Origin of the sequence: Anaerotignum propionicum DSM 1682 (assembly GCF_001561955.1) — a bacterium.
Classification (GTDB): domain Bacteria; phylum Bacillota; class Clostridia; order Lachnospirales; family Anaerotignaceae; genus Chakrabartyella; species Chakrabartyella propionicum.
This window is the reverse complement of the sequence record NZ_CP014223.1, coordinates 2930264-2950327: the sequence shown is the minus strand read 5'-3', so window position 1 is coordinate 2950327 and position 20064 is coordinate 2930264. Positions and strand designations below refer to the sequence as shown.

Below are 20064 nucleotides of genomic sequence, written 5' to 3'. Positions count from 1 at the left end.
GAGGTTACACAGATATAGAAGCTTTGGAATAGAAATGATTTCTGTTGTTTTCAGTTGGGTATGAACACTGTATGAATGATTAACAAGAAAAAAATATCACCATACAGGAAATTGAATCCGATTCCAAACTTTTATAAAAAGAAAAAGCCCTAGAAACCTTGGTTTCTAGGGCTCTTCTTTCTGCACTCTACAGGATTCGAACCTGCGGCCTTTCGGTCCGGAGCCGAACGCTCTATCCCCTGAGCTAAGAGTGCATAAACTGCACTGTATATTTTACATGGATTAAGATGGGATGTCAAACGATTATTATGTTATTTTTTGTGAAATATTTGAGAAAATCTTGATTTCAAGCAAATTGACGTTTTACAACAGCATTTATTACAGACGGAGGGTATTTTTACCAATACAAAAATGTATTTTTTTGTTATTATCAGTGATGTTATTGTATAAAATCGGAGAACGAATTATATAGGAAGGAACAAATAACAAACCCTTCCGGTTAGATAATAAATATTCAAAAACTAATTATTAAATGAGAGGCCTTTCTATTGAAAAAGAGGGGGCATTATGCTACTATAGATATGTTATTAGCTGAATTTGGCATATATTGACGATGTATGCATAGAAGTGGGTATTTATTAGTAAATGTAATGTTCTGGTAAAATCCTAGCTTTTGTTGGGTAGTGTATATCACCTATAGAAATTATGCATTATTTAGCTATAAAATTGCAAAAAAATCATGATAAAAACTTCCTATGCTATAAATTTTTTATCCAAATCAGGAAGTTATATAATATGAAAAAGATAAAAGCTTAGCTCTAATTTTACAAGTTTCAAATGGTAAGAATGAGGTAAGTCATTATGTTTAAGGGGGTGATTGCTTGAATACTACGCCTGTTTCAGTAAATTTGAATATTTCTGAAAATAGTAAAGTGGAATTACGGCCAAAGAACGGCAAATCAGAGGATAGCTTTAAAGACATGATAAAAAATGTATCATCAAGGAAATCCCCTGAAATCAAAAGTCAGGCGAATAATGCCAAGAAGGACTTGAAGGATGCAAGCAATGAAGTTGCACAGGGAGGAAAGGGAACAACCAAAGGCAAGGAAGTAACTGATGACAAAGGGGTAACTATGGATGAGGGAAGCAGTGTTAACGAGTTAGCTGCATTCATTGCATCGTCTACTGTTATGCTTGACCCAATTCAGTTGGCAAAATTGGTCAGAGTTCCTGCGGGGGAACAAGCCCCTGTGGACACGCTTGCTGCGGCACAAGGGGATATGCAAAAGGCCATACAGGAAGTAAATATGGATGGCTTGCAAACAATTCCTGTTCCAATGGGAATTGAAGAAAAACAAACAAGGGGAGTTGTTCCGCTTGAATATGCGGCGCAACCGGTGATGGAAAATGAGACCCATGAGGGTACTCAACCCTTGCAAAAACAGGATTTCACACTGAAAGCTGTTGCGGAAAATCCTCATGAAACGGTTGAAATAAAACAAGGCGCATTCCCGAAGGAGCAGAATACGGAAGGCGCTTTCTCTGAGGAAAACAGGAATATTGAAAGCAGTTCTATAGTAACAGACTTAAAACCACTGAGAGCTGAGGGGTCCGATGATTCTGTAGTGATGATTAAAGTGGGAGATCCCTCTTTAGACACCTCTTGGAAACAGGTTGCTGAAGAAATTGGAAATATGGTGGTTGAAAAGGTCAACAATGAGATACAAAAGGTTAGCATTAAGCTAAATCCTAAAGACTTGGGAGAGATTGCGGTGGAATTTGCTATGAAGAATGGCAAAATATCTGTTTCCCTAAATTGTAGCAACGAGAGTACAAGAACACTGCTGGCTACAAATTTGGATTCTTTGTCAAAGGTAGTTCAGTCTAGCCTGATGCAGGAAGCAAATGTGAATATTTCTTATGATAAGGCAGAAGGACAAAATACAAACCGTGAAAATTTTGATGGAAGAGGCCAGGGGCAATATCAAGGGGATTCCAACAACAGGAATAAAGAGCAAGAGCAAGCAGATTTGGATTTTGCTCAAAAACTTCGTTTAGGCATTGAAAATATTGAAACGATGGAGGTGTAAGGGTGGCTTCTGTTAATAATTATATGACAAATATTCCCACCAGTGCTACGACAAAAGCCAATAGTGAGCAAACCAGCAAGGCAACGGGAAAAAGCACTTTGGACATGGAAGATTTTTTTAAACTCTTTGCTGCCCAACTGCAAAACCAAGATATGACAAACCCCATGGATACAAGCGAGTTTATGAATCAGATGATTATGATGTCCACAATACAATCAATCACTGATATTACCAATGTTTCATTAATTTCTTATGCGGCTTCTCTAGTAGGGAAGGATGTCACCGTAGCGCAGATAGGCAGCGGTGGAAAGTTAACGGAAGTTTATGGAACGGTCACTGCCACAGGTATGTATTCTGGAGAGCAGGTCGTGTTTGTGGATGGAAAAAGTTATAAATTATCAGCCATTATGTCCGTCGGAAAACTTCCTGAGAAAGATACTTCTGAACCTACAAGTAGTGAGACGAATGGCACCGGAGGAAATGGAACAGGTGCAGAGGGTGATTAATCTGCTTGATGGTCCCAGAGAAGTCAAAAAGCAATGAGATATGCATAAAAATAATGTAAATTCGATAGCAATGCGAAAGGAGATTTCATAGTATGGTAAAGTCAATGTTTTCGGGTATTGCAGGGCTCCGAGCACATCAGCAAAAAATGGACGTTATCGGTAACAATATCGCAAACGTAAATACTTTTGGTTATAAAGCCGGAAGAGTAACTTTTAAGGAATCTATATATCAAACAACATCCTCCTCCAGTGGCGGTAATGATGTTTTTGGTGGTTCCAACCCTTCCCAGGTTGGTTATGGTTCTCAGGTAGGAACCATTGACCTTATGTTTTCCAGTGGCTCTTATGCACCAACTGATAGCTCCATGGATTGTATGATTGATGGACAGGGATTTTTTATTGTAGGCCAAAAGAATGGCGAAACTGAAATAAAGACAGACCCCAAGGAAATGTCTGCTGCAATGTCCAAGTATACACTCTCCAGAGTAGGTAACTTTACCTTTGATGGTGATGGATTCCTTGTTGATGGAAGCAGCAATGTAATCTATGGGTTTATGTATAAAGATGGTGCGCTGAATGAGGGTACGTTACAACCAATCCGTGTGCCTTATGTTGACAAGGATGGCAAACTTCTTACTCCTGGGGATAGTTCTGGAACACCTTTGAAGCTGAACAGTATCAGTATTTCTAAAACGGGTGAAATTACAGGTACCGACTCCGCAGGCAAAACAGTGAGTGTTGGTATGATTGCTATCGCAAATGTACCTAACCCCAATGCCCTTGAGAAAACACAGGGACCCTACTACTCCATTCGTGAAAACACAGGTTATATTGTACCATATAAACCTGGTGAAGGTACGACAGGAAAAATTTTGAACTATGGTTTGGAAATGTCAAATGTAGACTTAGCAAAGGAATTCTCTGAAATGATAACAACTCAGAGAGGGTTTCAAGCAAATACAAGAATTATTACCGTTACAGACCAAATGCTTGAAGAGCTTGTAAATATTAAACGATAATTTTACTAGAGTGCAGACCGCTGCCATATGGGCTGCGGTTTACTACTCTTAAAGTGAGTTTTAAAAACAAGACTGATTTTGTAAGTGGTTATTATTTGTGGGGTATTGGTTAAATGAGTTTTCATGAAAGTGTAGAATTCTATGATATACAAACGTATTGCGTATGAAAAGTTAGAATTGCTTTAGGATATTTTGAAAAGACCTTTGGCGTTGGGCAATAGATTATATTTTATCAGCGTTTTAGGGATTACTGAACTAAATGTGGACATCTCAGGAGGATAAGATGATAAAATTAACAAAGCTTAACGGAGAAAAATTTGTTTTAAATTGTGAGCAGATCATTGCGATTGAGAGCATTCCGGAATCCAAAATACTGCTTAATAATTTAAGCTTTTATATAGTGCGTGAAACGCCGGATGAGATCATTGAAAAGAGTATTAAATATCTATCAGCAATACACACCATGAATTTAAATCAAGATGCTTAAAATCTAGGTAATTTGAAAAAATAGTTTTGGAGGCGCAATATGGACTTAACAACGTTCATAGGGATTATAGCAGGTCTGGTGCTTGTTCTTTACGGTATTGGCATAAAAGATCTTGGGAACTTTTGGGATTTACAGAGCATAATTATAGTAATTGGTGGAACTTATGCTGCTTTAATTGCCAGTTATCCTGCAAGGGTGCTGAAACAGCTGCCGAAGCAGTTTAAGATATTGTTAAAAAATCCATATAATGCTATGGAATTCATAGATCAATTATATGAGCTGGCGATTATTGCTCGTAAAAGCGGACTGCTAGCCTTGGAAGAAAAGGCAAATACCATGCAAGATCCCTTTTTTCGAGAAGGACTGATGCTGATTGTGGATTCTACCACACCACAGCAGGTAAGTGAAATTTTGAATAACACATTGGATTATATTTCAGAGAGACACAGTGAGATTATTGAATTTTATGAAAAAGGTGCGGGCTATGCACCGGCGTTTGGTATGGTGGGAACGCTGATTGGTTTGGTGAATATGTTAAAATCCATGAATATGGATCAAGGTGCAGATGGCATTAGCCAGAACATGGCCATTGCATTGATTACAACCTTCTATGGATCTTTACTGGCGAATATGTTCTTTATGCCTATTGCAAAGAAATTGCAGGTTCGCAGCGACGAAGAGTTCTTGTGCAGGAAAATTATTATTGAAGGTATTTTAGCAATTCAGGCTGGTGAAAACCCAAATTTCTTAAAAGAAAAGCTGATTGCTTATTTACCACAATACGAAAAAACCAAAAACCAGAAAAAAGGCAAAGGTGGAGCAGCAGAAGAAGAATAAAAATACCGCTATTCAGCGTGTCGGAGGTTTGGGAACTGCATAAGTTTTATTACAGTGCAAAGGGAACTCAAGGAATTGAAAACATCCTCCATTATGGGAAAAGAAAGAATAATTTTACGAACTGTAGTCGTTTGACGTTCGCCAATCCACCGCTTTTGAAAGGATGAATGCTTGTGAAAATAATTCAAATTAAGCATAGGCGACGACGGAGTACAAAGGAGGATAAGACAATGAAGAAAAAAAGGAGTGGAGGCGTTTCTAACGAATGGCTGAACACCTATAGTGATATGGTGACACTTCTCCTATGTTTCTTTGTATTGCTCTATTCAATATCATCTGTTGATAGTGCAAAGTGGAAAATGATTGTGAAAAGCTTTAATCCAACAGATGCAGAAGTGAGTCAGATTGTTGAAAACGCAGAGGAAACCGATGGAAACTATGATGTGGAAGGCAATGTTTTAGGCAATGGTGAGGATTATCAGTTTGCTGATGACTTTGACGAAATGTATTATAAATTGTCAAAGTATGTCGAGGTAAATGGTCTTTCTGCTGATGTTGAAGTTACCAAGGGTGATGGGTATACATTTATTACGTTCCGAAACAATATCTTTTTTGATGGTGACAGCTATGTGCTAAAGCAAGAGGGGAAAAATGTTCTGGATCAATTGTGTAAAATCATTAAAGATGTTAATAACTCTATTGGTGAAATACAAATATTGGGACATACCTCTCAAGCAAGTCCTACAGAACCAAACGAGATTCAAAGCGATAGATTTTTATCATCAGACAGAGCAGCAGAAGTGCTTGTTTATATGCAAAAGAAAAATATTATTGATCCTGATAAGCTAGTTTCCATTGGTTTTGGTCAGTTTAGACCTATCAGCTCTTTCGATACCAGAGAGAGCAGAGCGAAAAACAGGCGAGTTGAGATAATAATTTCCAAAAATGACAGTGTTGTTAGATCACTGGATAACTATTATAATGAAGTATATGGTACTGGTGAAGCAAAGGCACAAAATTAAGTAATTATGTTCTAGATAAAAAGAAGAAACCAAAAAAGTGCTTATAATAATGATTTTTGGGAAATTAGGAATATCGTTATATGTTTCAATCTTCCTTATTTACAGAATTCAAAACAATTTTGCAAATCTTCGAAAAGGGAAAGCATAAACGACCTAATAAAATATGGTAGGGGTGAACGCAAAAGATGTCTGAAGTATTAAGCCAGAGTCAGATTGATGCACTTCTTGCATCAGTAGTTGGTGGAGGCAGCATTGAGAAAGAAGTCTCTAAGGATGCTGGCGAGAAATACCGTAAATATGATTTCTACAGTCCCAAGAAATACACGAAGGACAAATTGAATATAATAAAAAACACCCATGAGAACTATTGCAGGCTTGTTTCTTCCAGACTGAATAGCTTGCTTAGGGCATCCAGCCAAGTTACTCTTATTACTGTGGAAGAGGAGCGCTATTATGAATTTAGTAATGCTTTATCAGATAATGATGCATTGACGCTGATCAATGCATCATTGCTAAGTAAAGATGGCGGCGGCACGGTTATCATGCATATTACTACACCACTGATGCTCAGTATGATTGACCGAATGCTGGGGGGGAAGGGCGAAGAGCCCCAAAATGTATCTTCTCAGTATGCTTATACAGATATAGAGCTTTTACTTTACGAGAATATTACAAAATATCTGGTTGGCGTAATGAAAGATGGATGGGCAAATTATCTTGAAATTGACTTTGGAATTGAAAAGATTGAGACCTCCCACGGATTGATGCAGGAAATAGGGATGGATGAAATTGTAGTCATTGTTGTAATTGAGGTAATTATTAATAATGTTGCAGGCAAAATTAATGTTTGTATCCCAAGTACATTGCTAACGAATATTTTTGGGATACTGGATAACAAAAAATCTCCCAATAGCAGATCGTCTGGTGGAGCTGTTGACCATACTTCACGAGATATCTTTGAATCCATCAAGGAATCAGATCTGGAAATTACTGCTAGGATTGGTGATGCTACTGTAATGTTGCAAGATATTTATGATCTTAAGAAGGGCGATATTATTAATTTAAATAGGCCCCAAAACTCATTTGTTGATGTTTTTGTTGAGGACAATATCTGGTTCAATGGAAAATTGGGTGTTCATAATAAAAATATGGCAGTGAGAATAAGTGAAATAAATAAGAACTAGGAAAAGCCAAAGGGGGGATTAATTGTTATGGCCGATAAGATTTTTAACTCTTTAGAGATGGACGCCATTGGCGAAATTCTAAACATCAGCCTTGGGGCATCTGCTACAGCAGTTTCAACTATGCTCGACAGAAGAGTTGATATTACTGTTCCAACTGTAATGGTATCAAGCAAAGAAAGCTTTGAGTTTACATATATGGAGCCGGCAGTTGCGGTGGAAATAACTTATGTTACGGGGTTAAGCGGCAATAATATTATGTTGCTGAAACGACACGATGTTAAGGTGATTGTTGAGATTCTGATGGGATCGGAAATCCCAGAAGAGGAATTTGAGCTAAATGACATCAATATGAGTGCAATACGCGAGGTAATGAATCAGATGATGGGGTCATCCTCTACCGCCTTGGCGGAACTGTTGGGAGAGCCTGTTAATATTTCTACACCGACCTCGTTTGAAATTAATACAGTGGCTGAATTTGCTGAAAAGTACTTACTGGATGACCAGCCAATGGTTGTGGTAAGGTTTTCACTGAAAGTGGAAGACTCTTTGGAAAGCGAATTTTTAAACATTATGACGGTAGATTTGGCAAGAAAGCTGCTGTCATGTTTTGGACTGCCAATTGGAGACTTGCCGGATGATTCTCAGGATGCTGTGCCTGAACCACCTGCACCTGCGGTGGAAACCCAGGAAATGAACTATCAAAACTTCCAAGAATCTGAGCCTGAGGAGAAGTCATCTTCAGGAGGAATGATGAGCCAGGAGGAGATTGAGAAATTAATGTCTCAAAGCTTTCAAAGTGCTACTCCCGGCGATACCCAGCCTGAACCGGCAAAAACACCGTCGGCGGAATCATCTTCCGGAGGAAAGCTGAGTCAGGAGGAAATTGAAAAACTGCTGTCTCAAAGCTTTCAGAGTAATACTCCTGTTACCCAACCTGAACCGGTTAAAACAGAGGTAAGTCAGAATAATGTGGTTGCACCTGTGGTGGAAAATACGCCTGCAAGGCCTGCGCCACAACCAAGCTATGCGCCACAGCAAAGTTATGCGCCTGGGGCAAACACCTCTCCGGCGCAACCCAAGGTGATTAATGTCAAGCCAAATGCTGATTTAAACAGAGGGGAAAGCTTGCTGGATCAGGAGCGTAAGGAAAACTTAGATTTGATTATGGGTGTACCACTGGAGATTTCTGTGGAAATTGGTCGCACAAAGAAAAATGTTCGAGAAATTCTCGAATACAATAAGGGATCATTGATTGTATTGGATAAGCTTGCTGGTGAGCAGGTTGATATCTATGTAAATGGTCAGTGTATTGCAAAGGGCGACGTGGTTGTCGTTGATGATAATTTTGGTGTGCGTGTAACAGAGGTTTTAAAGAAAATATAAGTTGGCAATGACAATAGAAAAAATGAAAAAAGATAGGAAAAGAAAGGAATGGTTATAATGGCTAAAATTTTATTGGTGGATGACGCTTCTTTCATGAGAATGATGATTAAAGATGCACTGACAAAAAACGGTTATAGTGACATCTATGAAGCGGCAGACGGTGTAGAGGCAGTTGCGAAGTATACAGAAATTCACCCTGATTTGGTAATTATGGATATTACCATGCCTAATATGGATGGTTTGGGTGCACTAAAAGCAATCAAACAGATGGATCCTTCTGCAAATGTGGTAATGTGTTCTGCTATGGGTCAGGAAGCAATGGTAATTGAGGCAATCAAATCTGGCGCTAAGGATTTCATTGTAAAACCCTTTAAGCCTGATAGAATTTTGAAGACAGTAACAACTGTACTGGGGTAAGCTAGACAGGAGGAGAGTCTGATTTTTGAAGATTTTTTTATGATTTTTTTGACCTTTCTATCAGTCATCTTAATTTTATTTCTGAGCTATTGGTTTACAAAGTATGTGGGTACGAAGACAATGAAATTCAGAGCTTCACGACACATGGAAATTGTAGATAGATTATCCATTTCCCAGGATAAATCTGTTGTTGTTTTAAAAGTGCAGAAAAATTATTATTTGTTGTCTTTATCCCCCAATGGGGTCGGACTTATTAAAGAATTAGATAATATAGATGAAGAAGCTTTTCAAATGTCGGAAGAGCTTCATAGTAAAGGCGAATATGACTTCAAGGAAGTCTTGTCCCAGTATTTACCGGGAAGAAAGAAATAAAATTCATGAATACATAGGAAACACAGGGGATGAAATGTATTTAGTGTACGAGGGAGTTTATCATGAATGATGCTTTTATCAATATAAACGGCGGACAGATTCAATCATTAGAAATGATATTAATGATAACTGTTCTTACAATGCTGCCTTCCATTGTTATTATGACAACGTCATTCACAAGAATTATTATTGTGATGTCTTTTTTGCGAAATGCGCTAGGAATGCAACAGACTCCACCAAATACAGTTTTGGTGGGTATAGCCCTGTTTCTTACGCTTTTCATTATGTCCCCGGTGTTGAATCAAATAAATGAAGAGGCTTACATACCCTATAAAAATGAGCAAATCACCGGGCAGGAAGCATTGGATCGCGCATCGGTCCCAATGAAGAACTTTATGCTGAAACAAACAGAGAAGGAAACCTTGGACATGTTTATGGATTTTTCAGGGGAGAAGATTACGGATCAGTATGAGGATTTACCTTTAACGGTTGTGATTCCCTCATTTATGACAAGTGAATTGAAACGAGCTTTTATTATGGGTTTCCTGTTGTTCCTTCCCTTTTTATTAATTGATATCGTGGTATCCAGTACACTGATGTCAATGGGTATGATTATGTTACCTCCCGCTATGATTTCACTGCCGTTTAAAATTTTATTATTTATTACGGTAAACGGGTGGCAGTTGTTATTCTCTACATTGATTAAGAGCTTTAATTAGCCGGGAGGATAATATATGACAAACGGAGAAGCTTTAGATATTATGCGTTCAGCTATTATGGTGGCGATGAAAATCGGTGGCCCCATCCTTATACTTAGTATGATTATTGGTGTTTTTATATCGATCATACAGGCGGCAACCCAAATTCATGAACAAACAATCACATTTGTTCCAAAGGTTTTATTGATTGTATTTGTTTGTATCATTTGCGGGCCATGGATGCTTGAAACCTTGCAGGATTTTGTGTATGAGGTGTTTAAGCTTATGCTTTGATTGGTTTTAGATTTGTCTTTTAGACAAAAGGTGGGAAAAGGAAAATACATTTTGCACTAATGTAATTTCGGAGGCAAAGAAACAGATGGATTATTATAAAAACTTTGTTTTCTTCTCGTTTATATTAATGAGAATGTCGGGATTTGTTCTGCTGAATCCTATTTTTGGGAGGAGAAATATTCCTGCTATTGTGAAATCCGGATTGATTCTTGCTCTGGCTATGATTGTATTTACTTCTTTGCCACAACAGCAGATGGAGCTTTCGGGCGTGTTTGAATACGGCGTGCTTCTGATTAAGGAATTTGCAGCAGGTGCAGCCATTGGCTTTGTAATCAGTTTATTTCTATTTGTCATTATTTTTGCAGGTGAAATCATTGATTTGCAGCTGGGGTTATCCATGGCAAAGATATTTGATGCACAAAGTAACACCTCTATTGCATTAAGCGCAACCTACTATAATATTTTATTTATGTTTTTGTTCTTTGCAATGGATGCCCATTTAGCTATTATTCATATTTTATTAAATTCAGTGCAAGTGGTGCCCTATGGACAGATTGCTTTGGGTCAGGAAGTGGCTCAAGGTATATTGGATACCTTTATTTTGTGCAGTGAGCTTGCCTTAAAAATGGCATTTCCCGTTATTGCAATTGAATTTATGTGTGCAGTTGGTATGGGAATTTTGATGAGAGCCATTCCGCAAATCAATGTTTTTGTTGTTGATATTCAGCTTAAAATTTTTGTGGGATTACTTACAATGCTTATTATTTTTACGCCAATGGCGGATTTTTTGAATACATTGGTGCTAACTATGGTGGACAGCGTAAGGCTGATTCTGATGCAAATGGGTTAAAAATAATTAGATAAGTGGTTTACTGAATAGTCCTATGCTTTTACGAAATATATAGAAGTGACTTGGGAGGATTTATCCCGCAAATAAGGATTCGTATAAGGGGGGAGAACATTGGCTGGAGATTCCAAAACCGAGAAGGCCACGCCCAAGCGAAGGAAGGACGAGCGTAAGAAGGGAAATATTTTAGTCAGCAAGGATGTGATTGCTGTTGTATCCTTAATCGGAACCTTCTTCGCTTTAAAAGTTTTTTTCCCTCAAATGCTCCAAACGATAAATACGTTTATTTATAAAGCCTTTCATTATGCCCAAACCAAAACGGATATCACGAACGATTTTGCAATGGAAGTATCAAAGGAGACCATGCTTGCATTTTTTCAAATTGCGGCACCCATTGTTTGCATCTCCGTGGCTTTGTCAATCCTTGCAACCGTTGCACAGACTAAGCCCATTTTTGTTGCAGACAGTTTAAAACCGAAATTCAATAGAATGAATCCCCTTCAAGGGATAAAGAAACTCTTTTCTGTAAAAAGCGTATTTGATGTGGTAAAAGGAATTATAAAAATAACCATTTTAATTGTAATGCTGTATTCCTTTATTTCCAAAAGTATTTTATCAGTTACCAGAACAATACAAGGGGATGTTTATCCATCCTGCGCATTGTTGTTGAATTTGACAATGTCTCTTGTTTTCAAAATATGTTTGGCTTTTTTAGTCATATCTGTATTGGATTATTTCTTTCAATGGTGGGAATATGAGCGTCAGATTAAGATGTCTAAGCACGAATTGAAGGAAGAATATAAGCAAATGGAAGGGGATCCTCAGATTAAAAGCAAGATTAAAGAGGTTCAACGAAAAATGGCCATGTCTAGAATGATGCAGGCAGTTCCCCAAGCGGACGTTGTAATCAAAAATCCTACCCATTTTGCAGTTGCATTAAAATATGATTTAGAAAAAGACAGCGCACCCATACTTCTTGCCAAAGGGCAGGATGAGGTTGCTCTTCGAATTATAAAAACGGCTGAAGAGAGCGATGTTTATGTTCTGGAGAATAAGCCCCTAGCAAGAGCTATCTATGCTATGACAGATCTTAACCAAGAAATACCCGCAGATTTTTACGGTACCGTTGCGGAAATTTTGGTATATGTATATCAATTGAAAAATAAAAAGATACTTTAACTTGAAATGGTGTGAGATATGAAAAAGTTATTACAAAACTCAGTTTCCTTGTTTGTAATCTTAATTGTATTACTGCTGCTTATTCCCTTAAGGCCTTTTTTGTTGGATACTTTATTTATTATAAATATTTCAGTATCCCTCATCATATTGCTGATTACAATGAACATAAAGGAGTCTTTGGAGTTCTCTATTTTCCCTTCGCTGCTTTTGATTACAACCCTTTTTCGTCTTGGCTTGAATATTTCTTCAACCAGACTGATTTTGACGGAACAAGGTGAAGCAGGAAAGGTTATTGCGGCCTTCGGCAAATTTGTTTTACAAGGAAATGTAGTTGTAGGTACGATTATATTCATTATTATTGTGCTTGTTCAGTTTATCGTAATCTCTAAGGGCGCTGAGCGTGTTGCTGAGGTTGCGGCAAGATTTACGCTGGATGCTATGCCCGGTAAACAGATGGCAATTGATGCTGATTTAAACTCAGGCCTCATCACAGAGGCAGAGGCAAAGGTTAGACGTTATAAAATACAAAAAGAAGCAGACTTTTATGGAGCAATGGATGGTGCCACCAAAATCGTAAAAGGTGATGCCGTTATGTCCATTATCATTACGGTAATCAACTTTTGCGCAGGCGTTATTATTGGTTTGGTGCAATCGGGAATGTCTTTCTCAGAAGTATTGAAGGTTTATTCCATTGCAACCATTGGTGATGGTTTGGTTTCACAGATTCCCGCACTTTTGATTTCAACTGCTACGGGTATGATTGTAACAAGAGCGGTATCAGACGGAAGTTTGAACACCGATGTGGCCACTCAGTTTTTGGCTCAGCCTCAGGCTATGCTAATGGGTGGGTCAATTGTAGGTTTGATTTCGGTCATTCCCGGAATGCCTACCATAGCGTTGCTGCTTACCTCGGCAATGTTGCTTTCCTTGGGCTATTTCTCACGAAGAAATATGAAACTTGCCATAGCACAGGATGCCGGAATGCAAGAAGCGGAATTTCCCCAGCAGATGGCCAGCGAGGAGGACTACTTTAAGGATGTAAACAATATTTATCCTCTACTAAATGTGGAGCCCATTGAGATGGAGTTTGGATATAGCCTGATTCCCTTGGTGGATGATTCCGGAGGCGGAAAGCTGATTAACAGAATTGTTATTTTCCGACGGCAATACGCCCAGGATATGGGGTTTGTCATTCCTTCCATTCGGCTGCGAGACAGTGCATCCCTAAACCCTAATGAATATTCCATTAAAATAAAAGGTGAAGAAATAGCCTCAGGAGAGATTCTTGTAGACTATTATCTGGCCATTGAACCTTCAGATTTGGCGGGAGAAATCGACGGCATTGACACCATTGAACCGGCTTATGGAATACCCAGTAAATGGATATTGCCTGAGAATAAGGAGTTGGCTGAAATTTATGGGTATACGGTCATCGACCCCCTTTCTGTTATGCTGACACATATGTCAGAAGTGGTTTCCAAACACTCCTATGAGTTGTTATCCAGAGCAGAAGTGTTGCAGTTGATTGAGAACGTGAAGGCGAGCATCCCGGAACTTGTGGAAGAAGCCTTTCCCAATATTATTTCTTACAGCAGTTTCCAGAAGATTTTGTCAAACCTCCTAAAGGAGGGAGTGCCAATCAAGGATTTGGTTACAGTTATTGAAACCATTGTTGATTCTTCTTCTACTACCAAGGATTTAGACATGATTACGGAAAATATAAGGGTTGCTCTAAAGCGTACCATTACCCGTAAGTTCTGCGAAGGTGGACAAATGAAGGTGATAACCCTAGATGCGGAGCTAGAAAAGATAATTGTTTCAAGCATGGCAAAAAGCGAGCATGGCATATATCTGTCACTCAGTCCTGACATATTGCAAAAGGTTTTATTGCAGGTTTCGGAAAATGTGAAAAAATTCAACGATATTTCGGTGAAACCCGTAATATTGACAAGCCATGTGGTAAGAGTATATTTTTATCGATTAATAGAGCAGTTTTATCCCAATGTCAGCGTTATTTCCTTTAACGAAATAGCGAATAATGTTCAAATTCAATCCATTGGAAATATTGTGTTATAACATAGGAGCGAATCATATTGAAGAAAAAACGCAACGAAATGACAAATGAAGAGCTTTTTGCTGAATACAAGGCCACCAGTGATTTGGGGATTAAAAATGAGCTGGTTTTAAGGTATGTACATATCGTAAAGAATGTGGCAATTCAGATGCGTGGTGTCTATCATGATTTTACCCAAATAGATGACATCATAAATGAAGGTGTTCTTGCTTTAATGCATGCAATTGATAAATTTGACATGGATAAAAATGTGAAGTTTGAAAGTTTTATTGCCAAGCGCATGCGGGGGATTGTAATCGATATTGCAAGAAAAAACGATTGGGTTCCCAGAAGTGTTCGAAAGGCGGCAAAAGATATTGATAAAGCCTTAAGTGCCTTGTATACGGAGTTGGGGCGTGCCCCTTCCGACGAAGAAATTGCACAATACCTGAATGTGACTGTTGAAAAATATTATGATGATTTACGCAAAACGAACCTGATGAATGTTCTATCCTTTGAAATGCTATTGGATGATGGAGAAAACGGTGGGTATCAAAATCAGGTTATGAATACGAATACGGAAACCATGCCGGAGCATTACCTTGATAGCATGGAGTTGGAGCGGGAAATAAAAATGGGCTTGGAAAGCTTAAGAGAAAGAGAAAAGCTTGTTGTTTCACTGCATTATGTGCAGGATTTAAATATGAAAGAGATCGCCGCTGTTTTAGGTGTCAGCGAGCCTAGGGTTTCTCAGATACATTCTAATGCATTAAGAAAGCTGAGACTGTACTTAAAAGAATAGTTTAGTATAATGTTTAACATTTTAAAAGATTTTTTAACAAGATGAAGGATTACAAAAAGTGGATTAGAAACACTCCAGAAGGAGGGGGAAAATGTTTAAAGGGTTTTATAATTTATCATCAAGCATGCTAACGCAAAATAAAAATTTAAATGTTATCAGTAATAACTTAGCCAATGTTTCCACCAGTGGTTATAAGTCAGATAAAATGGTTTCGGGAACATTCCAGGATGCAGTAATGTCCAGAACCGGGAATAATATTACGGGTGCAGAAGGGAGCCCTTTGGGCAATTCCTCCATGATCACCGTACCATATGAAACGGTAACAGACTTTTCTGATGGTGGCTGGGAGGAGACCGGTGGTATATTGGATTTTGCGATTAGCGGGAAAGGCTTTTTTGAAGTAGATAGACAAGGAGAAAAAGTATACACCCGTAATGGTTCCTTTAGCTTGGATCAGGAAGGATATGTGGTGCTACAAGGTGTGGGTCGTGTGAGTGGTACAAATGGCCCGATCTTGATAAAATCCGATGATTTTCAGGTGGAGCCTGATGGAGGAATTTATGATGCAACAGGTAATTTGGTTTCCAAACTGAAAATTGTGGATTTTGAAAAATACGATGACATGAGCAAGGTTTCCGAGGGAGTTTTTTCCGGAGGAACAGTCCAGAAAACAGATGCAACCCTTTTATGGAAATATGTGGAAAATTCCAATGTGGATCCCCTCAGGGAGATGACGGATATGTTGGTTAATCAAAGAACTTTGCAAAGTGCAGCTCAAATATTGAAGATGTATGATGCTATGGCAGTCAAAGCCACAACAGAAATTGGCAGAGTATAAAGTAAGGGTTGTAAATGCTTCATAACATGTTTTGACGTCTCTATTGGCAGATTGTAAATTGCCAATGGTTTTACTTGCAAAGGAGAATCGCGTATGGAAATGTCATTTTATAATGGGAAGGTTGGAGCTGCTGCACAACAGACAAAGCTGGATGTAGTTGCCAATAATATAGCAAATGTAAATACAGCAGGTTACAAAACAAAAAACCAATCCTTTTCCGATTTGATGTACAACAATATGGCTGGAAAAGATGGATTAGAATCTAAAGTAAAGGTAGGCAGTGGTGCAAAGGCAGATAGAACCAGTATTTCTTTTGAAAAAGGCAGTACGAATTTATCTTCCTCAGATTTAGATTTTACTATTGAAGGACGAGGATTTTTTGCTCTGCAAAATCCCCAGACGAAAAAGTATTGTTATACGACAAATGGAAGCTTTGTCTTGTCCCAGAAGGAGGATGGCTTCTATTTAACGTCAAAGGAAGGGTATTTTGTCATTGGAGAGAGCGGAAATCCAATTAAAATTAAAACCGATGATGGAAATTTGACAGAGGAGGAAACCGACAAGGATGGCAATCCACTGGACGGTGAAACTGTTTCCGTTAAAGATGCAAAGCCCGCTGTGTTTGATTTTCCTAGAACTGAGGGTATGCTAAGTATTGGTGATACCAATTTTGTTCCCGTTGAAAAAAACGGGAAACCTTTTCTGGTGGAAGCAAGGGTAACAAGTGGAAGCTTTGAGGGTTCAAACGTAGATATCTCTAAGGAATTTGTAAAGGTAATTGAAGCACAAAGAGCTTATCAGTATTCTCTTAGAGTGGTTCAGACAACAGATGAAATTCAAAATTTGGTTAATAATTTAAGATGACGGATAACATTCTAGATGGCTGGAGGGACTATGAAAATAAGTAAATATGAAGAAATGAACGGATTTGCCATAGATATGCTTCGTGAAATCGGCAGTATCGGCACCGGCAATGCCGCAACAGCCCTTTCTAACACATTGTCAGCTAAAATTTCAATGTCTTTACCTGAAGTGAAGATTATGGGTTATAATCAAGTCATTGATTTTTTAGGCGGGCCTGAAAAAATAGTTTCAGCGGTCTTGGTGCACATGACCGGTGAATTCAGCGGTATTATGCTTTATTTATTGGATTTTGATTTTGTAAACATTGTTTTTGAAAGACTTTCCCTTGGTAAAATTGAGCATTTTGAAGATATTGACGAAATCAGGGCATCTGCAATTGCCGAGGTCAGCAATATCATCATTTCATCCTATGCGAATGCAGTATCCCAGTTAAGCAGTATTTCAATCAATCTTTCTGTGCCTGCCATGGCAATTAATATGTTGGGTGGAATTATGTCTGTTCCTATGATAGAATACGGATATGTGACCGATACAATTATGGTTGTTGATGGTAAATTTATTTATAATGGCGGAGAAATGACCAGTAATTTGATTATGCTGCCGGATATCAAATCGTTGAATTTTTTATTGAATAAGCTGGGTGTTTTTAATGAATAAAGAGATTGCAGTGGGAATTGCAGATATGAAGTTTACCAGGATGGAAGGACGCTTGATCACATATGCCCTTGGCTCATGCGTTGGAGTTTGTTTATATGACCCCATTGCAAAGGTTGGAGCCATGGTACATATTATGCTTCCTCAAAGATTAGAAAACAGTGCAGATGCGAATGTATATAAGTTTGCCGACACGGGGATACGAGCAACAATCAAAAAAATGGAGGTCTTTGGAGCCTTAAAAAGAAGACTTATAGCAAAAATTGCCGGTGGTGCCAAAATGTTTGATATCCCCGGTGGTGGTTCCTTAGGGAATATTGGTCAGCGTAATATTGAAAGTGTTCGTAATACCTTACGGGAAGAAGGCATTCCTATTATCAGTGAGGAAGTGGGCGGAAATTTTGCAAGGACTTTGGTTTTTGATTGCAGCAATGGCCAAGGAAATATAAGATCATTTGGAAGAAAAGAAATAATTTTTTAACAAGAAAAGAAATTTTGTCGGTAGTAATGAAATCTGAAATAAATCAGGACTTATAGTTTTTTTTATGAATTCTCTAATTGCTGTTTTTTTGTAAAAATTTGTGGTATTATGTAAGCAAAGGTATTTGCATATCATCACGAATATGTAGTTTTCAATTTATATGTAACATGTTTCATGCATCAAAAGGATTACTACAATTTAATGGAGGAATACATATGGCCGTAAAAAATAAGAGCGAAATTTTACTTGAAACAGGAACAAATGAAATAGAAATTATGGAGTTTAAAATCAATGATAAGCTCTATGGAATTAATGTTGCCAAAGTGAGAGAGATTATGGTGGCAGAGGCTGTTACGGCGATGCCCTTAGCTCATCCTGTTGTGGAAGGCGTTTTTAAGCCAAGAGGTTCCGTTATTACTGTAGTAAATCTGGCTAAATATTTGTATGGAAATGAAGCAACTAACGGTGAGCGAGATTTATTTATTGTCACTAATTTTAATAGAATGCACATTGCTTTCCGCGTAAACAGCGTGGAAGGCATTGTCCGAATTTCTTGGACAGATATCCAAAAACCCGATAAAACCGTAAGTGGCGGCGAAGAGGGGGTAGCTACAGGTATTACAGAAATTAATGGAGATCTGGTAGTAATTTTGGATTTTGAAAAAATAGTTTCTGAAATTGCCCCTCGTACAGGCATTCAGACGGAGGATATTGCTAAGCTGGGAGAGAGAAAAGTTAGTAATGAGCCTATTGTTTTGGCGGAAGATTCAATCTTGTTGTCTAAGATGATACTGGAATGCTTGCACAAAGCGGGATATAAAAACATTACAAAGTTTGATAATGGACAAGAGGCATGGGACTACTTACGTAGCATTCAAGATGAGGATACTCTTGCTGAAAAGGTATCCATAGTGATTACCGATATTGAAATGCCCGCCATGGATGGTCATAGATTAACAAAACTAATTAAAAGTGATAAACTTTTGAAGGAACTTCCTGTTATTATTTTCTCTTCATTGATTAATGAAGAGCTATACATCAAAGGAAAGCAGATTGGCGCAGATGAACAGATTAGTAAGCCTGAAATTGGGAGCTTGGTTGAAGTTATCGATCATTTGCTTGAAAAGAAAAGAAGATAAATATCATTTTGCGTCTTATTTATGATAGATAAAAAGCCCGTATTGCTAAGGCTACAGAGATAACCTGTAGGTGGCAATCGGGCTTTTTTAATAATCTAAATGAATCCGTATCCTCAGGCAGACACAATGATATTTGCTATGCATTAATGCAGAGGTTTTTCCTTTACGGTTACACAAGCGCTTGACAGTTGGGTGGCAACAGGGGTTTTAAATTTTTCACGATAAAAACTAAGTAAAGGAATGATTTTAGGATTATCTACGACGATATATTTTGCAGGAAGGTTTGTAAGTGCAATTGCAATCACATCGGCAGCACATCTTGGGCAGGTACAAACATCAAACATAGTTTGAAATTCTTCCAGACGCTCCAATACCAATTTTTCATAAACATTTATATAATGAAAAACATGTTCTTTGGGTGCTTCCGCGGGTGGCTCCTGATGAATAACTGCAGTGGACGTAGGCACTTCTTCACCTTCCATGTGTTGTATCTTGGGTTCTGGGACAGAAACCTCTGCTGTGGCTTCTGTGTCTGGTTCTATAGTAGGCATTTTATAGATTTCCTCCACGGTACTTTCTTTCTCCACGAGCTGATTTTTTTCGGGAAGTTCTCGAGTAGCGGGGGAGGAGGGGTTACCTTCCTCTTCTACAAGTGCCTCTAAGTTTTCATTGATTTTTTCGGAAATTGATTTATCATTGGAAGGCTCAAATCCCATAAACATTAAATCATTTGACACATCAGAGCCTGTATCATCAATTTCCATTTGTTCATCCAGAGCTTGATGCTCATCCTTTGCCTTAGAGATCAGGTTCAGGACGTGGGCGGTCTTATTGGTTTTACGCGCCATTTTAATACCTCTTTTCAAATAAATAATAGACAAAGCGTATCGTAAATAAA

General features: G+C 38.2%; 22 protein-coding genes and 1 tRNA gene. 21 read left to right on the top strand and 2 right to left on the bottom strand.

What is annotated here, in order from left to right:
- Window positions 1-181 precede the first annotated feature (181 nt).
- Window positions 182-254 (bottom strand) — tRNA-Arg (locus tag CPRO_RS13905).
- A gap of 627 nt (window positions 255-881) precedes the next feature.
- Between CPRO_RS13905 and CPRO_RS13900 the strand changes: the two genes are divergently transcribed.
- From CPRO_RS13900 to CPRO_RS13800, 21 genes are all read left to right on the top strand, one after another.
- Window positions 882-2090 carry a flagellar hook-length control protein FliK gene (locus tag CPRO_RS13900; RefSeq protein ID WP_066053142.1) on the top strand — a complete coding sequence of 403 codons (1209 nt, stop codon included), beginning with the start codon at window positions 882-884 and terminating at the stop codon, window positions 2088-2090.
- Window positions 2091-2092: 2 nt separating this feature from the next.
- Window positions 2093-2596, top strand: a complete 504-nt coding sequence (locus tag CPRO_RS13895) for a flagellar hook assembly protein FlgD (protein WP_066053138.1) — start codon at window positions 2093-2095, stop codon at window positions 2594-2596.
- 92 nt (window positions 2597-2688) lie between these two features.
- On the top strand, window positions 2689-3615 hold the full coding sequence (locus CPRO_RS13890; protein WP_066053135.1) for a flagellar hook-basal body complex protein: 927 nt from the start codon (window positions 2689-2691) through the stop codon (window positions 3613-3615).
- A 283-nt stretch (window positions 3616-3898) separates the two neighbouring features.
- On the top strand, window positions 3899-4102 hold the full coding sequence (locus tag CPRO_RS13885; protein ID WP_066053132.1) for a flagellar FlbD family protein: 204 nt from the start codon (window positions 3899-3901) through the stop codon (window positions 4100-4102).
- A 39-nt stretch (window positions 4103-4141) separates the two neighbouring features.
- Window positions 4142-4939 (top strand): motility protein A, encoded by a 798-nt coding sequence (locus CPRO_RS13880; RefSeq protein ID WP_066053129.1) that lies wholly within the window; start codon window positions 4142-4144, stop codon window positions 4937-4939.
- 230 nt (window positions 4940-5169) lie between these two features.
- The gene (locus tag CPRO_RS13875) at window positions 5170-5961 is read left to right on the top strand and encodes an OmpA/MotB family protein (RefSeq protein ID WP_066053126.1); all 792 of its coding nucleotides are present in this window, start codon (window positions 5170-5172) and stop codon (window positions 5959-5961) included.
- 185 nt (window positions 5962-6146) lie between these two features.
- On the top strand, window positions 6147-7145 hold the full coding sequence (locus CPRO_RS13870; protein WP_066053123.1) for a flagellar motor switch protein FliM: 999 nt from the start codon (window positions 6147-6149) through the stop codon (window positions 7143-7145).
- Between the two features lie 27 nt (window positions 7146-7172).
- Entirely contained in the window at window positions 7173-8528 is a 1356-nt protein-coding gene (gene fliN / locus CPRO_RS13865; RefSeq protein ID WP_066053121.1) for a flagellar motor switch protein FliN, read from the top strand.
- A gap of 57 nt (window positions 8529-8585) precedes the next feature.
- Entirely contained in the window at window positions 8586-8945 is a 360-nt protein-coding gene (locus CPRO_RS13860) for a response regulator (protein WP_066054098.1), read from the top strand.
- A gap of 39 nt (window positions 8946-8984) precedes the next feature.
- Window positions 8985-9317, top strand: coding sequence for a flagellar biosynthetic protein FliO (locus tag CPRO_RS13855; RefSeq protein ID WP_066053118.1), 333 nt, complete (start codon window positions 8985-8987; stop codon window positions 9315-9317).
- 62 nt (window positions 9318-9379) lie between these two features.
- Window positions 9380-10036, top strand: a complete 657-nt coding sequence (gene fliP, locus CPRO_RS13850) for a flagellar type III secretion system pore protein FliP (protein ID WP_066053115.1) — start codon at window positions 9380-9382, stop codon at window positions 10034-10036.
- A 15-nt stretch (window positions 10037-10051) separates the two neighbouring features.
- Entirely contained in the window at window positions 10052-10309 is a 258-nt protein-coding gene (fliQ, locus tag CPRO_RS13845; protein WP_066053112.1) for a flagellar biosynthesis protein FliQ, read from the top strand.
- An 85-nt stretch (window positions 10310-10394) separates the two neighbouring features.
- Entirely contained in the window at window positions 10395-11159 is a 765-nt protein-coding gene (locus CPRO_RS13840) for a flagellar biosynthetic protein FliR (RefSeq protein ID WP_066053109.1), read from the top strand.
- 111 nt (window positions 11160-11270) lie between these two features.
- A complete protein-coding gene (gene flhB / locus CPRO_RS13835) occupies window positions 11271-12335 on the top strand; it encodes a flagellar biosynthesis protein FlhB (RefSeq protein WP_066053106.1) in 1065 nt (354 codons plus the stop codon).
- An 18-nt stretch (window positions 12336-12353) separates the two neighbouring features.
- Complete coding sequence (gene flhA / locus CPRO_RS13830; RefSeq protein WP_066053103.1) at window positions 12354-14411, top strand: flagellar biosynthesis protein FlhA; 2058 nt, start codon at window positions 12354-12356, stop codon at window positions 14409-14411.
- Window positions 14412-14428: 17 nt separating this feature from the next.
- Window positions 14429-15190 carry a sigma-70 family RNA polymerase sigma factor gene (locus CPRO_RS13825; protein ID WP_236782356.1) on the top strand — a complete coding sequence of 254 codons (762 nt, stop codon included), beginning with the start codon at window positions 14429-14431 and terminating at the stop codon, window positions 15188-15190.
- Between the two features lie 91 nt (window positions 15191-15281).
- Window positions 15282-16028, top strand: coding sequence for a flagellar hook-basal body protein (locus tag CPRO_RS13820; RefSeq protein WP_066053100.1), 747 nt, complete (start codon window positions 15282-15284; stop codon window positions 16026-16028).
- A gap of 93 nt (window positions 16029-16121) precedes the next feature.
- A complete protein-coding gene (locus CPRO_RS13815; protein ID WP_066053096.1) occupies window positions 16122-16892 on the top strand; it encodes a flagellar hook-basal body protein in 771 nt (256 codons plus the stop codon).
- Window positions 16893-16922: 30 nt separating this feature from the next.
- Window positions 16923-17549 (top strand): chemotaxis protein CheC, encoded by a 627-nt coding sequence (locus tag CPRO_RS13810; protein ID WP_066053092.1) that lies wholly within the window; start codon window positions 16923-16925, stop codon window positions 17547-17549.
- On the top strand, window positions 17542-18027 hold the full coding sequence (locus tag CPRO_RS13805; RefSeq protein WP_066053089.1) for a chemotaxis protein CheD: 486 nt from the start codon (window positions 17542-17544) through the stop codon (window positions 18025-18027). The genes CPRO_RS13810 and CPRO_RS13805 overlap by 8 nt, the downstream gene beginning before the upstream one ends.
- Before the next feature lie 215 nt (window positions 18028-18242).
- Window positions 18243-19166, top strand: a complete 924-nt coding sequence (locus CPRO_RS13800) for a chemotaxis protein (protein WP_066053087.1) — start codon at window positions 18243-18245, stop codon at window positions 19164-19166.
- A 143-nt stretch (window positions 19167-19309) separates the two neighbouring features.
- Here CPRO_RS13800 and CPRO_RS15095 read toward each other — a convergent pair whose 3' ends face one another.
- Window positions 19310-20014 (bottom strand): late competence development ComFB family protein, encoded by a 705-nt coding sequence (locus CPRO_RS15095; protein WP_157881691.1) that lies wholly within the window; start codon window positions 20012-20014, stop codon window positions 19310-19312.
- Between the last annotated feature and the right edge of the window lie 50 nt (window positions 20015-20064).